Origin of the sequence: Sulfuricella sp., assembly GCA_041651995.1 — a bacterium.
Taxonomy (GTDB): domain Bacteria; phylum Pseudomonadota; class Gammaproteobacteria; order Burkholderiales; family Sulfuricellaceae; genus Sulfurimicrobium.
Genome location: JBAZID010000001.1, coordinates 660,444 through 677,195 on the forward strand (window position 1 = coordinate 660,444; position 16,752 = coordinate 677,195).

Consider the following 16,752-nt stretch of genomic DNA (forward strand, 5'->3'; position numbering starts at 1 on the left):
TAGATGAAAAAACTGATTATTGCCGCCATCGCCCTGATGCTGTCCAGCCCACTGGCATTTGCAGGCCCGCAACAGGAAAAGATGAAGGAATGCAATGCGAACGCCAAAACCCAGGACCTCAAGGGAGATGCGCGCAAGGCATTCATGAAGGACTGCCTGAGCGCCAAGAAGCCCGAAACAGCCGTCGACAAGAAACCGGATGAAGCTGGCGCCAAGACCACCCAGCAAGGCAAGATGACACGGTGCAACAAGGAAGCGGGCGACAAGGCGCTCAAGAACGATGAGCGCAAGAAATTCATGAGCAATTGTTTGAAAAACTGATCACCCGGGCGGAAATAATCGCCCTGTTGATTCGACCAGGATGGGGCCAGCGTGGGATAAGCGCTGGCCCCATTTGTTTGCCCGATTAATTTTCGTTAAGCTGGCGTTAAGCTTCGCTGCTCTACAATTTGCCTACCTTGACAAACAAAGGAGACAAGTCATGAAAAAGATCGCGTTGATTGGCGTATTGACACTGGCCCTGGCCGCTCAGGCGCAGGCCTCGGGCTGGGATGGCGATGCCGCAGTGGGCGGTGCAATTGGAGGCGCCACCGGCGCCGTGATCGGATCGGCCATCGGCGGGCGCGATGCCGCCATTATCGGTGGACTGCTGGGCGGCGCGACCGGTGTGGCCATTGCCACTCGCGACAATGGTTACCGCCGCGTGGAGACGGTGCATTATCGTCCCGCACCGGTTTACTACCAGCCAGCGCCAGTGCGGGTATATGAGCGTTATGACTACGCCCCTCCGCCTCGCTATGGTTATGGAGAGCGTGTGGTTTATTACGACCAGAAGCCGCATCGCCACGGCTACGGCCATGAACGGCGCCACCAGCATCGCCACGATCGCGGCGACTGGTAAGTACTGAAACGGCACGTCACTTGAGGTGACGTGCCGTTCCCTCAGGCCATGGCTTCGGTGCTATAAACCGCCACCAGGCGGTGTTCCTCGCCGGGCTTCACGGTCACCAGGTTCTCGACCGCGTTGGCGGTTTCCACGCATACCATGCCGCGATGGCCTTCGGGGCCGAAATCGCCCATCTTGTCAGCCTTTTCGACCCACGGATTCCACACCACAGCGGAGCGGGCATTCTGTCCGGCAACACGGATACGGCGCTTGAGGCCGCTGTCTTCGATCAGGCAATCCGCGCTGGTATTGAGATACACGCGATCGACTTCGCTCTCGATCACGATCGCGCCCTGCTGGGTCTTGCGCGCCGTGCCGCCGACCTTGTCGAGATAATCGCAGCCTTCGAGGCCGGTGATTTTCATTTTCGCCACATCGCTGATGTGGAAGTAGGTGTGCAGCGCCTCGCCCAGCACGAACGGCTCCTTGCCGGTGTTGCGCGTCACCAGTTCGACGCGCAATGCAGCACCCACGGTCACTTCAAGCTGGACGGTGGAGGCATGCGGCCACTGGGCGCGCGTCGCGTCGGTTTCAACCAGGCCGAAGCGCAGGAAGGTCGCGCCCTCCGGCGTGGCCCGGGTTTCCAGCACGTCCCACATCACGGTGCGCGCAAAGCCATGACCCGGCAGCGTGGCGTCCGTGGCATGCGGCCCGAACCACGGCCAGCAGATCGGCACGCCGCCGCGGATGGATTTGCCCGGGGCGAACTTGGCGAACTTCGACAGCCACACCACCGGTTCCTGGCCGCGCGGCGTGAAGGTCATGACATGGGCGCCCTGCAGCGCAATGGTGGATTCGGCAAGCGCATTGGCGACTTCCGCCACCGTCAGACCGCCGGGACCTTCCTTGAAAGTGACGTGGCCGGGAATGGCGAAGGTTTGGTTAAGATCGGAAATGCTCATGATTGGCTCCTGAAGGTTTAGCGTAGCTGGCCCTCAAACCCCTCCCGGCCTCCCCTTGTCAGGGGAGGAGGGGGCGCCTCCCCCCTGATAAGGGGGGATTAAGGGGGGTTGGGGGAACAGCTTGCCGGGGTTAAGAATATTATTCGGGTCAAAAACCTGCTTGATGTCACGCATCAGCTGCAGCGTCGCGGGGTCGATCTCGCGTGCCACGAAAGGCCGTTTCTCGCGCCCCACGCCATGCTCGCCCGAGAGCGTACCATCCAGCCGCAGCACCAGGGTGAAGATTTCATCCAGGCAGGCGTCGGCGCGCTGCATTTGATCCGGGTCATCGGGGTTTACCAGCAGATTGACGTGCATGTTGCCGTTGCCGGCATGGCCGAAGTTGGCGTTGGCAATGCCATATCTCGCGCTCAGTTCAGCCAGCCCCTGCAGCAATTCGGGCAGCCGGGACACCGGCACCACCACGTCCTCGTTGATCTTTTTTGGCGCAATGTCGCGCAGCAGGGGGGAAAGCGCCTTGCGCGCCGCCCACAAGGCCTTGAGATCGGGCGCGAGTTCGGCCCGGATCAGCCCGTCGTTGGCGCAAGTAGCGCGAATGGCCTCGGCACTTGCCTGCACTTCACTGGCCGAGCCGTCCACCTCGATCATCAGCAGCGCCCGTGTTTCTTCCGGCAGCAGGCCGGGATGGCGAGCGCGAATCAGCTGGAGCGAGGCCTGGTCGAGAAACTCCAGCGCGCTGGGCAGGGCGGGCTGCGCCATGATGGCGGCAATCGCCTGCGCACAGCTAGCAATGTCGCGGTAATGCGCGGTCAGACCGCCCACCGCGGCGGGCAGGGGAGTGAGCTTGAGCGTGGCCTCGGTGATGATGGCCAGGGTGCCTTCGGAGCCGATCAGGAGCCGGGTCAGGTCGTAGCCCACCACGCCCTTGGTGGTGTAGCAGCCGGCCCTGATGATCTCGCCCTTGCCGGTGACTGCGGTCAGACCCAGCACATGATCGCGCGTCACGCCGTACTTGACGGCATGCGGACCGCCAGCGCAGGTGGCAAGATTGCCGCCGATGCTGCAATAAGGCGCGCTGGAAGGGTCCGGCGGCCAGAAAAAACCGTGCGGGCGCGCCGCATCCTGCACTTCCTGGTTCAACACCCCGGGCTCGCACACCAGCACACGGTTGGCCGGGTCCACCGCCACGATGCGCCGCATGCGCTCCAACGACAGGGCAACGCCGCCCTGCTCCGGAATGCTGGCGCCCGCCGTGCCGGTGCCGCGCCCGCGTGGCGTAAGCGGCACCTTGAATTCATTGCACAGCAGGATGATTGCCTGCACGGCTGCGGTAGTGGCCGCAAACGCCACTGCCTCGGGCGGAAAGATCTTGCGGCTGTTGTCGTAGCCATAGACCAGGCAGGAGGCGGCATCGGTGAGCAGGTTCTCCGCGCCAACGATGGCGCCGAGGCGGGTCAGGAATTCGGGGTTTAACATGGATCAATAAACGAAGTAAACCACGGAGTTCACGGAGGACACGGAGAAAGACCATCTTGGGGTTTTTAGAATCTCATCCAATGGGTGAATGCCACACGACATACGATTCATTGCCTTTACTCCGTGTTCTCCGTGAACTCCGTGGTTAATCGTTTTTATAATTTACGGATCTTGGCGATGGTGGAGGTGGTCGAGCGCTCGAACAGGAAGGGTATGGAATGCACCTGCCCGCCCCAGTCCAGCACCTCCCTTGCTCCAACAATATTTTCCACCGTCCAGTCGCCGCCCTTGACCAGAATCTCCGGCTGGCAGGCGAGAATCAGGTTGAGTGGGGTGTCCTCATCGAACCAGGTGACCAGGCTGACGCTGTCCAGCGCGGCCAGCACGGCCATGCGGTCGTTCTGGCTGTTCACCGGGCGGTCGTCGCCCTTGCCCAGGCGTTTGACCGAGGCATCGGTATTGACCCCGACAATCAGGCTGGCACCCAGCGCCCGCGCCTGGGACAGGTAAGTGACATGGCCGCGGTGCAGGATATCGAAACAGCCATTGGTGAACACCAGCGGGTGCGGCAGCGCGGCGGCACGAGCCTTGAGCTCGGCCGGCGTGCAGATTTTGCGCTCGAAATCGGGGGCGAGGGAAGTCAAGATCAGTCGAGGTATTCGAATATTTTGACGACCTTGCGCACATCCGTGGTGGTGCGCGTGATTTCCGCCGCGTCCTCGGCTTCCTTGCGCGTCACCAGGCCCATCAGGTAAACCACGCCGTTCTCGGTGATGACCTTGACGTGGTAAGGCGCAAAGCGGTTGGCGTCAATCATGCGCCCCTTGACCTTGGAAGTGATGTAGGTGTCGTTGCTGCGCGAGGAGAAAGGCGACACATTCCCGATCGCGATTTCGTTGGTCACGTCGATCACGTTCGGCACGCCCATCACCATCTGCCCTACCTCCTGCCTTACCTCTTCGCTAGGCGCCTCGCCAGTCAGCAGGACATGGCGGTTGAAGCTGGTCACGTTGGCGTGCACGGCATATTTGAATTTATCCTCGATGCGGCCGGATGCCTTGAGCGCAATGCCCTGATCCTCGATGTAGGTGCCGGAGGTGCGGCGGTCACCCGCCATCAGTGCCCCGGCGCCCACACCCGTGGCCACGACGGGAAAACAGCCCTGCAGGGCGGGGATGACGGCAAGCAATAGTACAGGCAATAAGCGGCGCATTTATTCAACTCCAAGTAATAGACAGTCAATGGCATCGCACAGGCAGTGGATGACCAGCAGATGTACTTCCTGGATGCGGGCGGTGCTATCCGAGGGTACACACAGATGGATGTCTTCGGGGCGCAAAAGTTCAGCCATTTGTCCGCCGCCCTTGCCGGTTAGCGCGATCACGCCCATTTCCCGCTCATGGGCAGCCTGGATGGCCTCGATCACATTGCGCGAATTGCCGCTGGTGGAAATCGCCAGCAGCAGGTCCTGCGGCTGCCCCAGGGCGCGCACCTGCTTGGAAAAGATCAGGTCATAGGAGTAGTCGTTGGCAATCGAGGTGATGGTCGAGCTGTCGGTGGTGAGCGCCATGGCGGCCAGGCCTGGCCGCTCCATCTCGAAACGGTTGAGCATTTCCGAGGCAAAATGCTGGGCATCGCCGGCCGAGCCGCCATTGCCGCAACTCAGTACCTTGCCCTCGGCCAGCAGGCATTGCACCACCCGCTCCGCGGCGACGGAAATCGGTGGCGCCAGGAGATCCAGCGCCTGCAGCTTGATGTGGGCGCTGTCGGTGAAATGGTGGCCAATGCGGGAAATTAGATCCATAAATTCAAAACTCTGGGTTCAAAGTGCAAGTAACCGGATTTTATGCGCTAAACGCATCTTTAATCCATTCAATCTTGAGGCCGTCCAGCAATAATGCATCGAAGCGGCAAGGTGGTTGCCTGGTCTGCTGCTGCAAATAGTGCTGCGCCGCATGGATCAGTTTGCGTTGCTTGTGCCCGGTGATGCTCGCCGCCGCGCCACCGAAATTGTCGCTGCGCCGCAGGCGTACCTCCACGAACACCAGCGTGCCGCCATGTTCCATGATCAGATCGATTTCACCCATGCGGCAACGGTAATTCCTTGCCACCAGGCGCAATCCCCGGCTTTGCAGAAATGCGGCGGCGTGATCTTCCGCCTGCTTGCCGGCGTCCATCAAGGCGCCAGCAAAACGGCTTCCCCGTTGCTGAATTCGGCACGCACGCCATCGCGATTGACCTGGTGCGAGCGGACATCCAGCGTGAGGTAGCCGGTTACGCCATCCAGGCTGAACGGCATGCCGGGCGGTGATGTCTGTAGCAGCAAAGCCAGGCGCCAGGCATCAATGCCGAGGGCGTAAAGTCGCTCCATGTCGGCAGCGAGGGGGGACGGCGCGCGCGGGTAAACCATGACCGCGGGATGATCCGGCTGCAACAGCCAGGGCATATCGACGAACTGCACGCCATTCAGGTCATGATACTTCTGCAGGCTGCCGCTGCCGGCATAAATCTGCGAGGTGGCATAGGTGGGCAGGTCGCTTTTCAGAAAAGGGTTCAGGAGGCGCGCATCGCGGCTGTTCATGGCAAGAAAAATTACATTTGACGCCTGCCTGCGAAGCGCATCGCGGATTTCGGACGGATTGGAGCCGGTAAAGGCCAGGTGCCTGGCCGCCGCCCCGCCGAGCGCTGCCCACTCTTCGCTAAAAGCTTGCTGGATGCGCTTTGACAGCATGTCGCCAGCGGTGATCACGGTGGCGCTCCTTCTGCCTTCGCCAAACGCGGCACGCGCCATCTGGCGGGCTTCAAGATCAGCCGCGAGGCCGAATACATACAACTGGGGCGGAAATTCAATGCTTTGTTCCGGCAGGTTGAGCGCCAGCGTGGGCACGTTCACCGGGGTACTGGCAGCAAGGGCCGAAACGCCATTCCGGGTCAGGGGGCCGACCACAATGCTTGCACCGGCTTGCGTTGCCTGCCGGTATGTGGACACAATGTCATCAGTCTCATCGCTGCTGGGGTAGACTGTGACCGGCAGCGCACCTGGCTGGATCGAAGCGCCGGCCATGAAGCCCTGCCTGACCACTTCGGCGGCACGGCCAAAGGCGCTGGACTTGAGCGGCAGCAGCAAGGCAACATGCGCATGGCTGGCCGCTGCCAGCGATGCGGCATCAAGCTGCCGGGCTGGCAAATCCACGCTGTTCGCTGCGGGCGGTTCAATTCTGGCCAGCGGCGTCAGCGCGACCTCGGCCTGAGGCGTTGGCGCGGTTGCGGCATTGGCCGACGGCAGCGTTTCTGCTCTTAACGGCCTTCCGGGGACATCCGCATGAGCCACAAACGATACGGCGAAGAACATCAACAGAAAAGTGAGGAAGCGTTGCATCCAGAGCAGGGTCTTATAAATGACAGAGGCACATTATATGTGGTTGCCACGCCGATTGGAAATTTGCGGGACATCACGCTGCGCGCCCTGGATGTGCTGAAAACCGCCGACATCGTTGCCGCCGAGGATACGCGCAATACCTCGCATTTGCTTGGCCATTACGGGATTTCGGCCAAACTGGTGGCGCTGCACGAACACAATGAACGGGTCGCCGCGCCGAAAATCATCGCCGCACTGCAAGAAGGAAAAACCGTGGCGCTGGTTTCCGATGCCGGAACGCCAGGCATCAGTGATCCGGGCGCGATCCTGGTGCAGGCAGTGCGCGCTGCCGGCCTGCCGGTGATCCCGCTGCCGGGCCCGAACGCAGCCATTTGCGCGCTCTCCGCGGCGGGCAGGGAAGATGCCCGTTTTCTCTTTTATGGCTTTCTGCCCGCCAAGGCCAGCGCCCGGCGCAAGGAACTGGAAGCGCTCATCGAACTGCCCTATATCCTGGCCTTCTATGAGGCGCCTCACCGCATCGTGGAAACCGTCGAGGATATTCTCAAGACATTGGGCGGCGAACGGGACATCACTTTTGCGCGCGAGCTTACCAAGCTGTTCGAGAGCATCCATACTTGCAAGCTGGCTGATGCGCCCGCCTGGCTGGCTGGCGACCCCAACCGCCAGCGTGGCGAATTCGTGCTGCTGGTATCAGGAGCCGCAATCGCGGAGGAAGAAGGCATCAGCGCCGAAGCGCAGCGCACACTGCAACTGCTGCTGGCAGAGTTGCCGCTCAAGCAGGCGGTCAAGCTGGCAGCCGAGATCAGCGGCGAGAAGAAAAATGCCCTGTATGACCTCGCGCTACAGTTAAAATGAATCCAATAACCTTAACCCGATAACCACGGAGGGCACGGAGAACACAGAGAGAAGCGGTTCACGGTCTTTTTTGACTCGCCCAAGGAGTGAAATATCGAATATCGTGATATTTTTATATTTCTGCTCCGTGCTCTCCGTGAACTCCGTGGTTAACTGATTTTTCAAGGATAAGCACAGGTTTTAAATGGATCACATCATGGACACCCTGACCCTGACCCGCCCCGACGACTGGCACCTGCATCTGCGTGACGGCGAGCACCTGCATGCCGTGGTGGCCGACACAGCCCGGTACTTTGCCCGCGCCATCATCATGCCCAACCTGCGCCCCCCCGTCACCACCACCGGACTGGCCCTGGCCTACCGCCAGCGCATTCTCGATGCCCTGCCTGCCGGTTCCGATTTTCAGCCGCTGATGACGCTGTACCTCACCGACAACACTGCACCGGATGAAATCGCCCGCGCCAAGGCCAGCGGCATGGTGCATGGGGTGAAGCTCTACCCCGCCGGGGCGACCACCAATTCAGATTCCGGCGTTACCGATATCTCCAAGTGCCACCTCGCGCTGGAAGCAATGCAGGAGCATGACCTGCCGCTGCTGGTACATGGCGAGGACACGCATCCCCTGGTGGACGTGTTTGACCGTGAACAGGTATTCATCGGCAAGGTGCTGGTGCCGCTGCTGGATCGCTACCCGCGCCTGAGAGTGATATTCGAGCACATCACCACGCGTCAGGCGGTGGAGTTTGTCAAGGCCGCGCCCGCCAACGTGGCCGCCACCATCACGGCGCATCACCTGCTCTACAGCCGCAACGCCATGTTTGCCGGCGGCATGCGACCGCACATGTACTGCTTGCCGGTACTGAAGCGCGAAGAACACCGCTGGGCTCTGATTGGCGCTGCCACCAGCGGCAATCCGAAATTCTTTCTCGGCACCGACAGCGCCCCCCATGCCAGAAACGCCAAGGAATCCGCCTGCGGCTGCGCCGGTATCTATACTGCCCACGCGGCACTTGAACTTTATGCGGAAATTTTTGAAGCGGCCAATGCGCTGGACAAACTGGAGGGCTTTGCCAGTTTTCATGGTCCGGATTTCTACCGCTTGCCGCGTAATGCCGGCACGGTCACGCTGCGCAAGGAAAGCTGGCAAGTGCCCGCAGAGCTGCCATTCGGAAACGAAACGCTGACCCCGCTGCGGGCGGGTGAATCCGTGGGATGGAAGCTCGTCTGAGCGCTACTTCTCATACATGCGACCGATTTCCCCGGCACATTTTTCTGGACGGTTCCGGTGTATTTCGAGCAGTTGCCGGGCCGTTTCCAGCCAGCGATCTGCGCCTTGCTGCGCCATGAGGCGCAGGGTTTGCAAACCATCGCCTTCGATCCAGCGCTGGTAGGCTGCACCCAGCTCGGGAAATAATGCGCGCCGCATGCCCCCGAGGTTCGCGAAGTAGAAATGCAGGCTGGCTTCATGATTCTGCTCCAGCAAAGCAGGCAAGGTGGAAATACTGTCGGCCAGATGGTCACGTACCGCCCGCGCCACAAGTTCGCCGCACGTGCCGGAAACGGAAAGCAGCAAACTCCCCCACTCTTCGCCCAGGTGCTGCTCCGCACGCCACTCGCCGACTTCATGCAACAGTGCCGCTTCCACTTCGTTGTCGGTCATCCGTTCCAGCGCCAGATCAAAATCAGCGCCGAAATCGTAACAGGCCATCGCCCGCGCCATTGCGCCCGGCTTCTGCTTCCATTGCCATTCCTCGATTTTTTCCCACAGCATGCGCCGCATGGATTCGCGCCGGATAAACAGGGTGCCGTCCAGCAACATGGCGGGGGGCGCGGTCATGTCGCGCGCATGCTCGCGCCCGGCGATGAGCACATGGAGACCATGGCGCTCTTCCTCACGCAACAGTTCGGCCAGGAAAAAATGCGCTGCGGCATGCCCTCCATAGCCACCGCTGTAAACCAGTCCCTGCGGAGTCAGTTCGCGGTTGATGGCCGTGGTTTCGAACGGATCGATTTCTTCCTGGCCCAAGTTGAGCGGCTCAAATCCGGTTTCCTCCAGCTGCTCCCACAACATTTCCCTGTTCGTAATCCAGTCCCCCAGTTCATCCCTGGGAAGAGAAGCCTTGAACGGGTAGCCCTGCTCCCAGCGGTAAAATTCACGCATTTTCAGCAAATAGGTGCACAGGGTGTAATTGCGCGCATGCTGCGCGTCGCTTATATGGCAGTTGAGCTGGACGGTAGTGCGCAAAAGAGTCGGATTCATGGGAAGTCCTCTATTGTTGACTAACTTACTCGGGATTTATATCACGAATCATGCTAGAATCCAACCCGAAGCTGGCTAGGCAGTCGCTGTATGGTTTTCCATGCAGAGGAAAGTCCGGGCTCCACAGAGCAGGATGCCGGCTAACGGCCGGACGCCGTGAGGCGATGGAAAGTGGCACAGAAAACATACCGCCGATGGCCCGCAAGGGATCAGGCAAGGTTGAAAAGGCGCGCTAGCGCCTTTCAGTAAAGGCTAACCTGCTTGCAGGTTATGCCGGCGCTAAAAGGCGCGCACTCCGCAAGGAGGGCGGGTGGAGGCGAAAGCCTCCGTCAGGTAAGAGCTCACCGCGTTCCTGGCAACAGGAATGGCAGGTTAAACCCCATCCGGAGCAAGGCCAAATAGGGGGGCACTGGCGCTGCTCGCGTTGCCCCCGGGTAGGCTGCTTGAGCGCTGGAGCAATTCAGCGCCTAGAGGAATGACTGTCCACGACAGAACCCGGCTTATCGGCCAGCTTCACCTCACTCCAAAATAAAAAAGGGCGCCGAAGCGCCCTTTTTTTTTCAGCAGCCGGATTAAAGGCTGTAGTACATGTCGAACTCGACCGGATGCGTGGTCATGCGGAAGCGGGTGACATCTTCCATTTTCAGTGTGATGTAAGCATCGATCCAGTCATTGGAGAACACACCGCCACGGGTCAGGAACTCGCGATCGTTGTCCAGGTAGTCCAGCGCCTGCTCGAGCGAGGAGCACACGGTCGGGACCAGTTTTTCTTCTTCCGGCGGCAGATCGTACAGATTTTTGTCCATGGCATCGCCTGGGTGAATCTTGTTCTGGATGCCGTCTAGACCGGCCATCATCAGGGCGGAAAAGCACAGGTACGGGTTGGCGGAAGGATCCGGGAAACGGGTCTCGATGCGGCGGCCCTTGTCGCTGGCAACGTGCGGGATGCGGATTGAAGCAGAACGGTTCTTGGCGGAGTAGGCCAGCATCACCGGTGCTTCGAAGCCAGGTACCAGGCGCTTGTAGGAGTTGGTGCCGGGGTTGGTGATTGCGTTCAGCGCACGAGCGTGCTTGATGATACCGCCGATGTAATAGAGCGCGAGTTCGGACAGGCCACCGTAACCGTTGCCGGCAAACAGGTTTTTGCCGTCTTTCCAGATCGACTGGTGCACGTGCATGCCGGAGCCGTTGTCGCCCACGATAGGCTTGGGCATGAAGGTCGCGGTCTTGCCGTAGGCGTGGGAAACGTTGTGCACTACGTATTTCAGGATCTGGGTCCAGTCGGCGCGCTTCACCAGGGTACTGAATTTGGTGCCGATTTCGCACTGGCCAGCAGTTGCCACTTCATGGTGATGCACTTCAACCGGCACGCCCATTTCTTCCAGTGCCAGACACATGGCGGAACGGATGTCCTGGAATGAATCGACAGGAGGAACCGGGAAGTAACCACCCTTGACTCCAGGACGGTGGCCCATGTTGCCGCCTTCGAGGCGCGTTTTGGAGGACCATGCCGCTTCTTCGGAATCGATCGAAACTGCAGCGCCGGACATGTCGGCATGCCAGGTCACGGAATCAAAAATGAAAAATTCTGGTTCCGGGCCAAAATAGGCGGTGTCGCCAATGCCGGAGGATTTCAGATAGGCTTCAGCGCGCTTGGCGATGGAGCGTGGGCAGCGGTCATAACCTTTGCCATCGGAGGGCTCAACCACGTCGCAGCTGAGGATCAGGGTGGACTCATCGAAAAACGGGTCCATGTTGGCGGTTTCCGGATCCGGCATCAGCAGCATGTCGGAAGCCTGAATGCCCTTCCAGCCCGCAATGGAGGAACCGTCGAAAGCATGGCCATCTTCGAACCAGCCCTCATCCACCACGTGAGAAGGAATGGAAACGTGCTGCTCTTTGCCGCGCGTGTCGGTAAAACGCAGATCAACGAATTTGACTTCGTTATCCTTGATCATTTTTAAAACATCAGCAACCGCCATACTTTTCTCCTAAACGAAATAACGGGTAAAAAATTCTTTGAGACCACGCTTTAGCATGAAACATGCCACGCGCTAAAGCAAAAAAAGCTATTTTGCCATAACCAGTTAGAGGAGATGCAGAAAAATTGCTGCACCACAATAAAGCATCCACCCAAATGTATGCACCATTATGGTGCGATCTCGTAAAACAAGTGAATTTCGCCGAAATACGGGTCATCCCCTGGTAGCGCGGCTACGGCCCTGGCCAGGGAATCGTCATGCGCCGCATCCACGAGAAAAATGTCAGCCTCAACCTTCCCATCCAGATAATGGAGGGCTATACGGCTGGACAGTGGCAGAGGCATGGCCAACTGCTGCTCCAGATAGGCCAGCAGCACCTCGCGCGGGGGCAAATGCAGGCTGCGCTTTACTGCCGAGTCATCCTCGGGATCGATATGAATCATCACATCGAGCGCATCATGGGTCTTGACCACCCGGGCGCGCGCCGTTTCCGCCACGTAATGCCCTTCGGAAACACTGATCTTCGGATCCACCAGCACATGCGCGTCCACCAGTGCCCGGTCGCCCATGCGCCGCGTGCGCAGCTCATGCAGATCGCGCACGCCCGGGGTCGCCAGCAGGGTTTCCCGAATCGCCGCCACATCCTTTTCGTCCAGGCTGGTATCGATCAATTCCATCAGAGCCTGGTAGGCCTGCTTCCAGCCCATGCGGAAAATCATCGCGGCCACCAGCGCCGCGGCAAGCAGGTCGAGTGAAGTCACGCCGGCCAGATTGCCGGCAATCCCCACCACCACGATCACCGATGAAGCCGCGTCCGAGCGCGCATGCCAGGCATTCGCCTCAAGCATGCGAGAACGCAGCTTGCGCGCCACATGCAGCATGTAGCGGAACAAGCTCTCCTTGCCCACCAGGGTGAGCACGGCAATCCACAGCGTCATGACATGCACCGTCTGCAGCGCGGCCGGGTCCTCCAGGCGCTGTGCCGCGCCCCACAGCAAGGCTGCACCCGTCCCCATCAGGATGACCCCCAGCACAAAAGTGGTCGCCGTCTCGATGCGGGCATGGCCGTAAGGATGATCCTTGTCCGCATCTTTCGAGCCGTGGCGGTTGGCGAACAACACCAGGAAATCGCACAGCAGATCGGACAGGGAATGCAGGCCGTCCGCCACCAGGGCCTGTGATTTACCGATGATGCCGACTACGATTTGCAACAGAGTCAGCACAACATTCACGCCGACACTGACAAACGTTACTTTTTTCGCTTCGTGGTAGTGGTGCCCCGCGCCCCTGGGCGAGCCGGGTTTTAAACTTTGTTCTTCCACAACGGCTCCGTCGGAATCAAGCGGTTCTATTTGGTTTTCCCCGTGTCAAGCGGGTAACCGGCAGCTTTCCATTCCGGGTAGCCGCCACGGAACCAGTAAATATTCTTGTAGCCGCCCCTGATTGCCAGCACGGAGGCCTTGTAGCTCTTCCAGCAAGGCGTGCCGTCGCAATAAAGCAGCATGGCGGCATTTTTGTCCTGGGGCAGCTTGGCCAGATCGAATTTATCTTCCGCGGCATCGAACCCGACTTCTTTCGCGCTCACTTCATTGTAAGGAATCAGCAAAGCACCCTTGATATGGCCCTCCACATATTCGGCATCGTTACGCGCGTCAATCACGATCGCCCCTTTTGCAATCAGGTCACTGGCCTGCTTGGCCTCGATCACGTAGGCGCCGGCCAATTCCTTGGGTGTCGTGTTGAGCATGGAGGCGATCGAGGCAAACTCCTCACGCTTGGCCGGCGAGAAGGCCATTTTTTTCCGGGCCTGGGTTTCAACTTCGGCGTATTTCAACAGGGCGCTCTCGATGGCCTTCTCCTGAACCGGGTTAATCCGCTTGGTATTGACCGCAAAAGCCATTTTTGGCGCTTCGGCAGTGCGCTGAATGATTTTGCCCGGATGCGATTTCAGCCATTTCTCCGCCAAGGCAGAGTCCACGGCGACAAGGTCCATGCTGTTGATTTCAAGAGCGAAAAGCTGAGCTTCCTGACTGCGGAAATAACGCGCCTCCTTGAAATGCTTCTTCGTCTCCACCGCTTTGGAATTCAATTCCCCTCGCGCCAGGCTGGCCTGAAGCGATTCGAAAGGAGGCAGACCCAGTTTCGCTCCGCCCGCATCCTTGATGCCGCCCCACTTCGAATTCTGGCCTGCGACAAAAGTGGTTTCCACCGCGCCGCCTTCCTTGCATAGCGGGTTGAACCCGGCTTTCAACACGCTGGCAATGGTATGGGCAGGTGCGATGATCATGTCGTAATCGCCCCGGCTGGCGCGTTTGGCCGCGGCAAACGGATTTGCCACTGGAACGAAATCAACCGGCACGTTTAATTGCGAACTCAAATACTTGGCCAGGGCCTGGTATTTATTCAAAACCTCGATATCCGAGAAACGCTCGCTATCCGATGGCACCGCAGCCAGCTTCAAGCCTTCCGCCGACCAAGCCGAAACGCCACTCATCATTGCCGCCAAAAACAAGAAAAAAGATATTGCCCGTAACATTGAAGCCCCCTTTTTTGAAACACTATTTTTTGTAGTATATAGCTTACTTGATAAAGGCTTAATGCGAAAACTAAAGCCTGGGGTAGAATTCGCACCCAGAAAATCGAATCCAGAGAACATCATGACCGACCATTATGCAGTGGTGGGAAATCCCATTGCCCACAGCAAATCTCCCTTGATTCACGCTGAATTCGCACTGCAAACCGGGCAGGATCTGAGCTACGCCGCCCTGCTCGCCCCGCGTGATGGCTTTGCCGCCACGGTAAACGCATTCCGGGCGGAAGGCGGAAAAGGACTCAACGTAACGGTCCCTTTCAAGCAGGAAGCCTGGGAGCTGGCCACCCGCCTGACGGAACGCGCCCAACTGGCGCAGGCAGTCAACACGCTCAAATTCGAGGACGGCGAAATTGTGGGCGACAACACCGATGGCGCAGGGCTGGTACGGGACATCACCTGCAACCTGGGCTTCAAGATCCAGGGCAGGCGCATCCTCCTCATGGGCGCCGGCGGCGCAGCGCGCGGTGTGATTCTGCCGCTGCTGAAAGAGAACCCGGCACTGCTTGCCATTGCCAATCGCACCCCCGCCAAAGCGCACGAACTGGCGCAGTTGTTCCTGGACCACGGCGACATCTCCAGCGGCGAATACAATAGCCTGGCGGGCTGCCATTTCGACCTCATCATCAACGCCACTTCCAGCAGTCTGTCGGATGAACTCCCCCCCCTCCCGGCGGGTGTTTTTTCACCCGGCAGCCTGGCTTACGACATGATGTACGGCAAGGGCCTGACCCCCTTCCTGCAATTCGCGCAAAACAACGGAGCAGCCCAACTCGCGGATGGGCTCGGCATGCTGGTTGAGCAGGCGGCGGAATCGTTCTTCCTGTGGCGCGGCGTGCGGCCGGAAACCCGGCCCGTAATGGCGCTGCTCAAGTCATGATGAAAGCACTGTGGCGCTGGCTGTGGCGCGGCGTACTGATTCTGCTTGCGGTCGTGGTGCTGTACCAGGCGTGGATTTTCGCGCATATCTGGTGGTGGGTGGACCACAACCCCTCCACCAGCGCCTTCATGGACACCCGTCTGGCGCAAATGCAGGAAAAAAACCCGGACGCCGAGCTGCGCCATAAATGGGTGCCCTACAACCGCATCTCCCCCCACCTCAAGCGCGCCCTGATCGCCTCCGAGGATGCCAAATTCGTCGATCACGAAGGCTTTGACTGGGAAGGCATCCAGAAAGCCTACGAAAAGAATATGAAAAAAGGCAGGATCGTCGCCGGTGGCTCCACCATCAGCCAGCAACTGGCGAAGAATCTGTTTCTTTCCTCCCGCAAGGCGTTCTGGCGCAAGGGCGAGGAAGCGCTGATCACGCTGATGCTGGAGCAGATGATGCCGAAGCGGCGGATTTTCGAGATCTATCTCAACGTGATCGAGTGGGGCAACGGCGTGTTCGGCGCGGAAGCCGCCGCGCGCTACTACTACAAGACCAGCGCCGCCAACCTTGGCCCGGAGCAGGCCGCCAAACTCGCGGCCATGGTGCCCAATCCGCGTTATTACGACAAGCACCGCAGTGCCCGCGGGTTGATGCGTAAAACCGCGATTATCATGGCGCGCATGCCGGCGGCGGAAGTGCCCTAAGCAAACAGCCGCGCCAGCTCCACTCCCGGATCCTCGGCACGCATGAAGGCCTCGCCGACCAGGAAGGCGTTGACGCTGTTCTGGCGCATGCGCTGCACGTCTTCCGGCATGAGAATGCCGCTTTCGGTGATCACGATGCGCTCCTGCGGGATGCGCGGCAGCAACTCCAGCGTGGTTTCCAGCCGGGTCTCGAAAGTGCGCAGGTTGCGGTTGTTGATGCCGATCAGCGGGGTCTTGAGTTGCAGCGCCAGCTCCAGTTCCGTCGCATCGTGGGATTCCACCAGCACCGCCATGCCGAGTTCATGCGCCACCGCTTCCAGCTCCTGCATGCGCGGCAGATCCAGCGCCGCCACGATGAGCAGGATGCAGTCGGCGCCAATGGTGCGGGCGCGGCAGATCTGGTAGGGGTCGATCATGAAGTCCTTGCGCAGCACCGGCAATGTGCAGGCGTTGCGCGCTTCGATCAGGTCGTTCTTGCTTCCCTTGAAGAACTGCGAGTCAGTCAGCACTGACAGGCACGCTGCGCCGTGTTTTTCATAGCTGCGGGCGATTTCCGCCGGATCGAACGCTTCCCGGATGATGCCCCTGGATGGGCTGGCTTTCTTGATCTCGGCAATCACGGCGGACTTTCCCGCCGCAATCTTGCCGCGCATCGCAGCGACAAAGTCGCGCGCCGGCGGCATCGCCTCGGCTTCGGCACGGATGGTGGAATATGGCTTCTTTTCCACCGCGCGGGCCACTTCAGCCTGTTTTACTTCAATGATTTTATTCAGGATATCGGACATGG

The 16,752-nt window shown here is 59.7% G+C and carries 18 protein-coding genes and 1 other RNA gene; 7 read left to right on the forward strand and 12 right to left on the reverse strand.

What is annotated here, in order from left to right; translation table 11 throughout:
- Positions 1 to 3 precede the first annotated feature (3 nt).
- The gene (locus tag WC392_03155; GenBank protein ID MFA5241356.1) at positions 4 to 321 is read left to right on the forward strand and encodes a PsiF family protein; all 318 of its coding nucleotides are present in this window, start codon (positions 4 to 6) and stop codon (positions 319 to 321) included.
- Positions 322 to 481: 160 nt separating this feature from the next.
- The gene (locus tag WC392_03160) at positions 482 to 901 is read left to right on the forward strand and encodes a hypothetical protein (protein ID MFA5241357.1); all 420 of its coding nucleotides are present in this window, start codon (positions 482 to 484) and stop codon (positions 899 to 901) included.
- A gap of 41 nt (positions 902 to 942) precedes the next feature.
- On the opposite strand, the gene WC392_03165 is transcribed toward WC392_03160, so the two are convergent.
- The 7 genes from WC392_03165 to WC392_03195 all read right to left on the reverse strand — a co-directional run bounded on the left by WC392_03165 (position 943) and on the right by WC392_03195 (position 6,703).
- Complete coding sequence (locus WC392_03165) at positions 943 to 1,848, reverse strand: D-hexose-6-phosphate mutarotase (GenBank protein ID MFA5241358.1); 906 nt, start codon at positions 1,846 to 1,848, stop codon at positions 943 to 945.
- A gap of 33 nt (positions 1,849 to 1,881) precedes the next feature.
- Positions 1,882 to 3,324: an FAD-linked oxidase C-terminal domain-containing protein gene (locus WC392_03170; protein MFA5241359.1), complete on the reverse strand. Its 1,443-nt coding sequence runs from the start codon at positions 3,322 to 3,324 to the stop codon at positions 1,882 to 1,884.
- Positions 3,325 to 3,479: 155 nt separating this feature from the next.
- Positions 3,480 to 3,968, reverse strand: a complete 489-nt coding sequence (rfaE2, locus tag WC392_03175) for a D-glycero-beta-D-manno-heptose 1-phosphate adenylyltransferase (protein ID MFA5241360.1) — start codon at positions 3,966 to 3,968, stop codon at positions 3,480 to 3,482.
- Between the two features lie 2 nt (positions 3,969 to 3,970).
- Positions 3,971 to 4,537, reverse strand: coding sequence for a BON domain-containing protein (locus WC392_03180; GenBank protein ID MFA5241361.1), 567 nt, complete (start codon positions 4,535 to 4,537; stop codon positions 3,971 to 3,973).
- The gene (locus tag WC392_03185) at positions 4,538 to 5,128 is read right to left on the reverse strand and encodes a phosphoheptose isomerase (protein ID MFA5241362.1); all 591 of its coding nucleotides are present in this window, start codon (positions 5,126 to 5,128) and stop codon (positions 4,538 to 4,540) included.
- Between the two features lie 40 nt (positions 5,129 to 5,168).
- On the reverse strand, positions 5,169 to 5,501 hold the full coding sequence (locus WC392_03190; protein ID MFA5241363.1) for a YraN family protein: 333 nt from the start codon (positions 5,499 to 5,501) through the stop codon (positions 5,169 to 5,171).
- Positions 5,501 to 6,703: a penicillin-binding protein activator gene (locus tag WC392_03195; protein MFA5241364.1), complete on the reverse strand. Its 1,203-nt coding sequence runs from the start codon at positions 6,701 to 6,703 to the stop codon at positions 5,501 to 5,503. Before WC392_03195 ends, WC392_03190 begins: the two co-directional genes overlap by 1 nt.
- 15 nt (positions 6,704 to 6,718) lie before the next feature.
- Between WC392_03195 and rsmI the strand changes: the two genes are divergently transcribed.
- Entirely contained in the window at positions 6,719 to 7,558 is an 840-nt protein-coding gene (gene rsmI, locus WC392_03200) for a 16S rRNA (cytidine(1402)-2'-O)-methyltransferase (protein ID MFA5241365.1), read from the forward strand.
- Between the two features lie 184 nt (positions 7,559 to 7,742).
- Positions 7,743 to 8,786 carry a dihydroorotase gene (pyrC, locus tag WC392_03205; protein MFA5241366.1) on the forward strand — a complete coding sequence of 348 codons (1,044 nt, stop codon included), beginning with the start codon at positions 7,743 to 7,745 and terminating at the stop codon, positions 8,784 to 8,786.
- Positions 8,787 to 8,789: 3 nt separating this feature from the next.
- Here the strand turns inward: pyrC and WC392_03210 are convergent, their stop codons facing one another.
- On the reverse strand, positions 8,790 to 9,818 hold the full coding sequence (locus WC392_03210) for an Sfum_1244 family protein (protein ID MFA5241367.1): 1,029 nt from the start codon (positions 9,816 to 9,818) through the stop codon (positions 8,790 to 8,792).
- Between the two features lie 67 nt (positions 9,819 to 9,885).
- Here WC392_03210 and rnpB point away from each other — a divergent pair.
- An RNA gene (rnpB, locus tag WC392_03215) (RNase P RNA component class A) lies at positions 9,886 to 10,337 on the forward strand.
- 53 nt (positions 10,338 to 10,390) lie between these two features.
- Here the strand turns inward: rnpB and glnA are convergent.
- From glnA to WC392_03230, 3 genes are all read right to left on the reverse strand, one after another.
- Positions 10,391 to 11,800: a glutamate--ammonia ligase gene (gene glnA / locus WC392_03220; GenBank protein ID MFA5241368.1), complete on the reverse strand. Its 1,410-nt coding sequence runs from the start codon at positions 11,798 to 11,800 to the stop codon at positions 10,391 to 10,393.
- 167 nt (positions 11,801 to 11,967) lie between these two features.
- Positions 11,968 to 13,122: a cation diffusion facilitator family transporter gene (locus WC392_03225; protein MFA5241369.1), complete on the reverse strand. Its 1,155-nt coding sequence runs from the start codon at positions 13,120 to 13,122 to the stop codon at positions 11,968 to 11,970.
- Positions 13,123 to 13,148: 26 nt separating this feature from the next.
- A complete protein-coding gene (locus WC392_03230) occupies positions 13,149 to 14,297 on the reverse strand; it encodes a PhnD/SsuA/transferrin family substrate-binding protein (GenBank protein MFA5241370.1) in 1,149 nt (382 codons plus the stop codon).
- Between the two features lie 160 nt (positions 14,298 to 14,457).
- Between WC392_03230 and aroE the strand changes: the two genes are divergently transcribed.
- Both aroE and mtgA read left to right on the forward strand, forming a co-directional pair.
- Complete coding sequence (aroE, locus tag WC392_03235) at positions 14,458 to 15,270, forward strand: shikimate dehydrogenase (protein MFA5241371.1); 813 nt, start codon at positions 14,458 to 14,460, stop codon at positions 15,268 to 15,270.
- The gene (mtgA, locus tag WC392_03240; protein MFA5241372.1) at positions 15,267 to 15,965 is read left to right on the forward strand and encodes a monofunctional biosynthetic peptidoglycan transglycosylase; all 699 of its coding nucleotides are present in this window, start codon (positions 15,267 to 15,269) and stop codon (positions 15,963 to 15,965) included. The genes aroE and mtgA overlap by 4 nt, the downstream gene beginning before the upstream one ends.
- Here mtgA and trpC read toward each other — a convergent pair.
- Positions 15,962 to 16,750, reverse strand: coding sequence for an indole-3-glycerol phosphate synthase TrpC (gene trpC / locus WC392_03245; GenBank protein ID MFA5241373.1), 789 nt, complete (start codon positions 16,748 to 16,750; stop codon positions 15,962 to 15,964). The genes mtgA and trpC overlap by 4 nt on opposite strands.
- Positions 16,751 to 16,752: the final 2 nt, after the last annotated feature.

What these genes read in the sequence shown, in the direction of transcription:
- WC392_03170 (MFA5241359.1), bottom strand. Translation starts at nt 3,324, where the DNA reads ATGTTAAACCCCGAATTCCTGACCCGCCTCGGCGCCATCGTTGGCGCG.
- WC392_03180 (MFA5241361.1), bottom strand. Translation starts at nt 4,537, where the DNA reads ATGCGCCGCTTATTGCCTGTACTATTGCTTGCCGTCATCCCCGCCCTG.
- aroE (MFA5241371.1), top strand. Translation starts at nt 14,458, where the DNA reads ATGACCGACCATTATGCAGTGGTGGGAAATCCCATTGCCCACAGCAAA.
- mtgA (MFA5241372.1), top strand. Translation starts at nt 15,267, where the DNA reads ATGATGAAAGCACTGTGGCGCTGGCTGTGGCGCGGCGTACTGATTCTG.
- WC392_03190 (MFA5241363.1), bottom strand. Translation starts at nt 5,501, where the DNA reads ATGGACGCCGGCAAGCAGGCGGAAGATCACGCCGCCGCATTTCTGCAA.
- WC392_03230 (MFA5241370.1), bottom strand. Translation starts at nt 14,297, where the DNA reads ATGATGAGTGGCGTTTCGGCTTGGTCGGCGGAAGGCTTGAAGCTGGCT.
- WC392_03185 (MFA5241362.1), bottom strand. Translation starts at nt 5,128, where the DNA reads ATGGATCTAATTTCCCGCATTGGCCACCATTTCACCGACAGCGCCCAC.
- WC392_03210 (MFA5241367.1), bottom strand. Translation starts at nt 9,818, where the DNA reads ATGAATCCGACTCTTTTGCGCACTACCGTCCAGCTCAACTGCCATATA.
- pyrC (MFA5241366.1), top strand. Translation starts at nt 7,743, where the DNA reads ATGGATCACATCATGGACACCCTGACCCTGACCCGCCCCGACGACTGG.
- glnA (MFA5241368.1), bottom strand. Translation starts at nt 11,800, where the DNA reads ATGGCGGTTGCTGATGTTTTAAAAATGATCAAGGATAACGAAGTCAAA.
- WC392_03155 (MFA5241356.1), top strand. Translation starts at nt 4, where the DNA reads ATGAAAAAACTGATTATTGCCGCCATCGCCCTGATGCTGTCCAGCCCA.
- trpC (MFA5241373.1), bottom strand. Translation starts at nt 16,750, where the DNA reads ATGTCCGATATCCTGAATAAAATCATTGAAGTAAAACAGGCTGAAGTG.
- WC392_03195 (MFA5241364.1), bottom strand. Translation starts at nt 6,703, where the DNA reads ATGCAACGCTTCCTCACTTTTCTGTTGATGTTCTTCGCCGTATCGTTT.
- WC392_03160 (MFA5241357.1), top strand. Translation starts at nt 482, where the DNA reads ATGAAAAAGATCGCGTTGATTGGCGTATTGACACTGGCCCTGGCCGCT.
- WC392_03165 (MFA5241358.1), bottom strand. Translation starts at nt 1,848, where the DNA reads ATGAGCATTTCCGATCTTAACCAAACCTTCGCCATTCCCGGCCACGTC.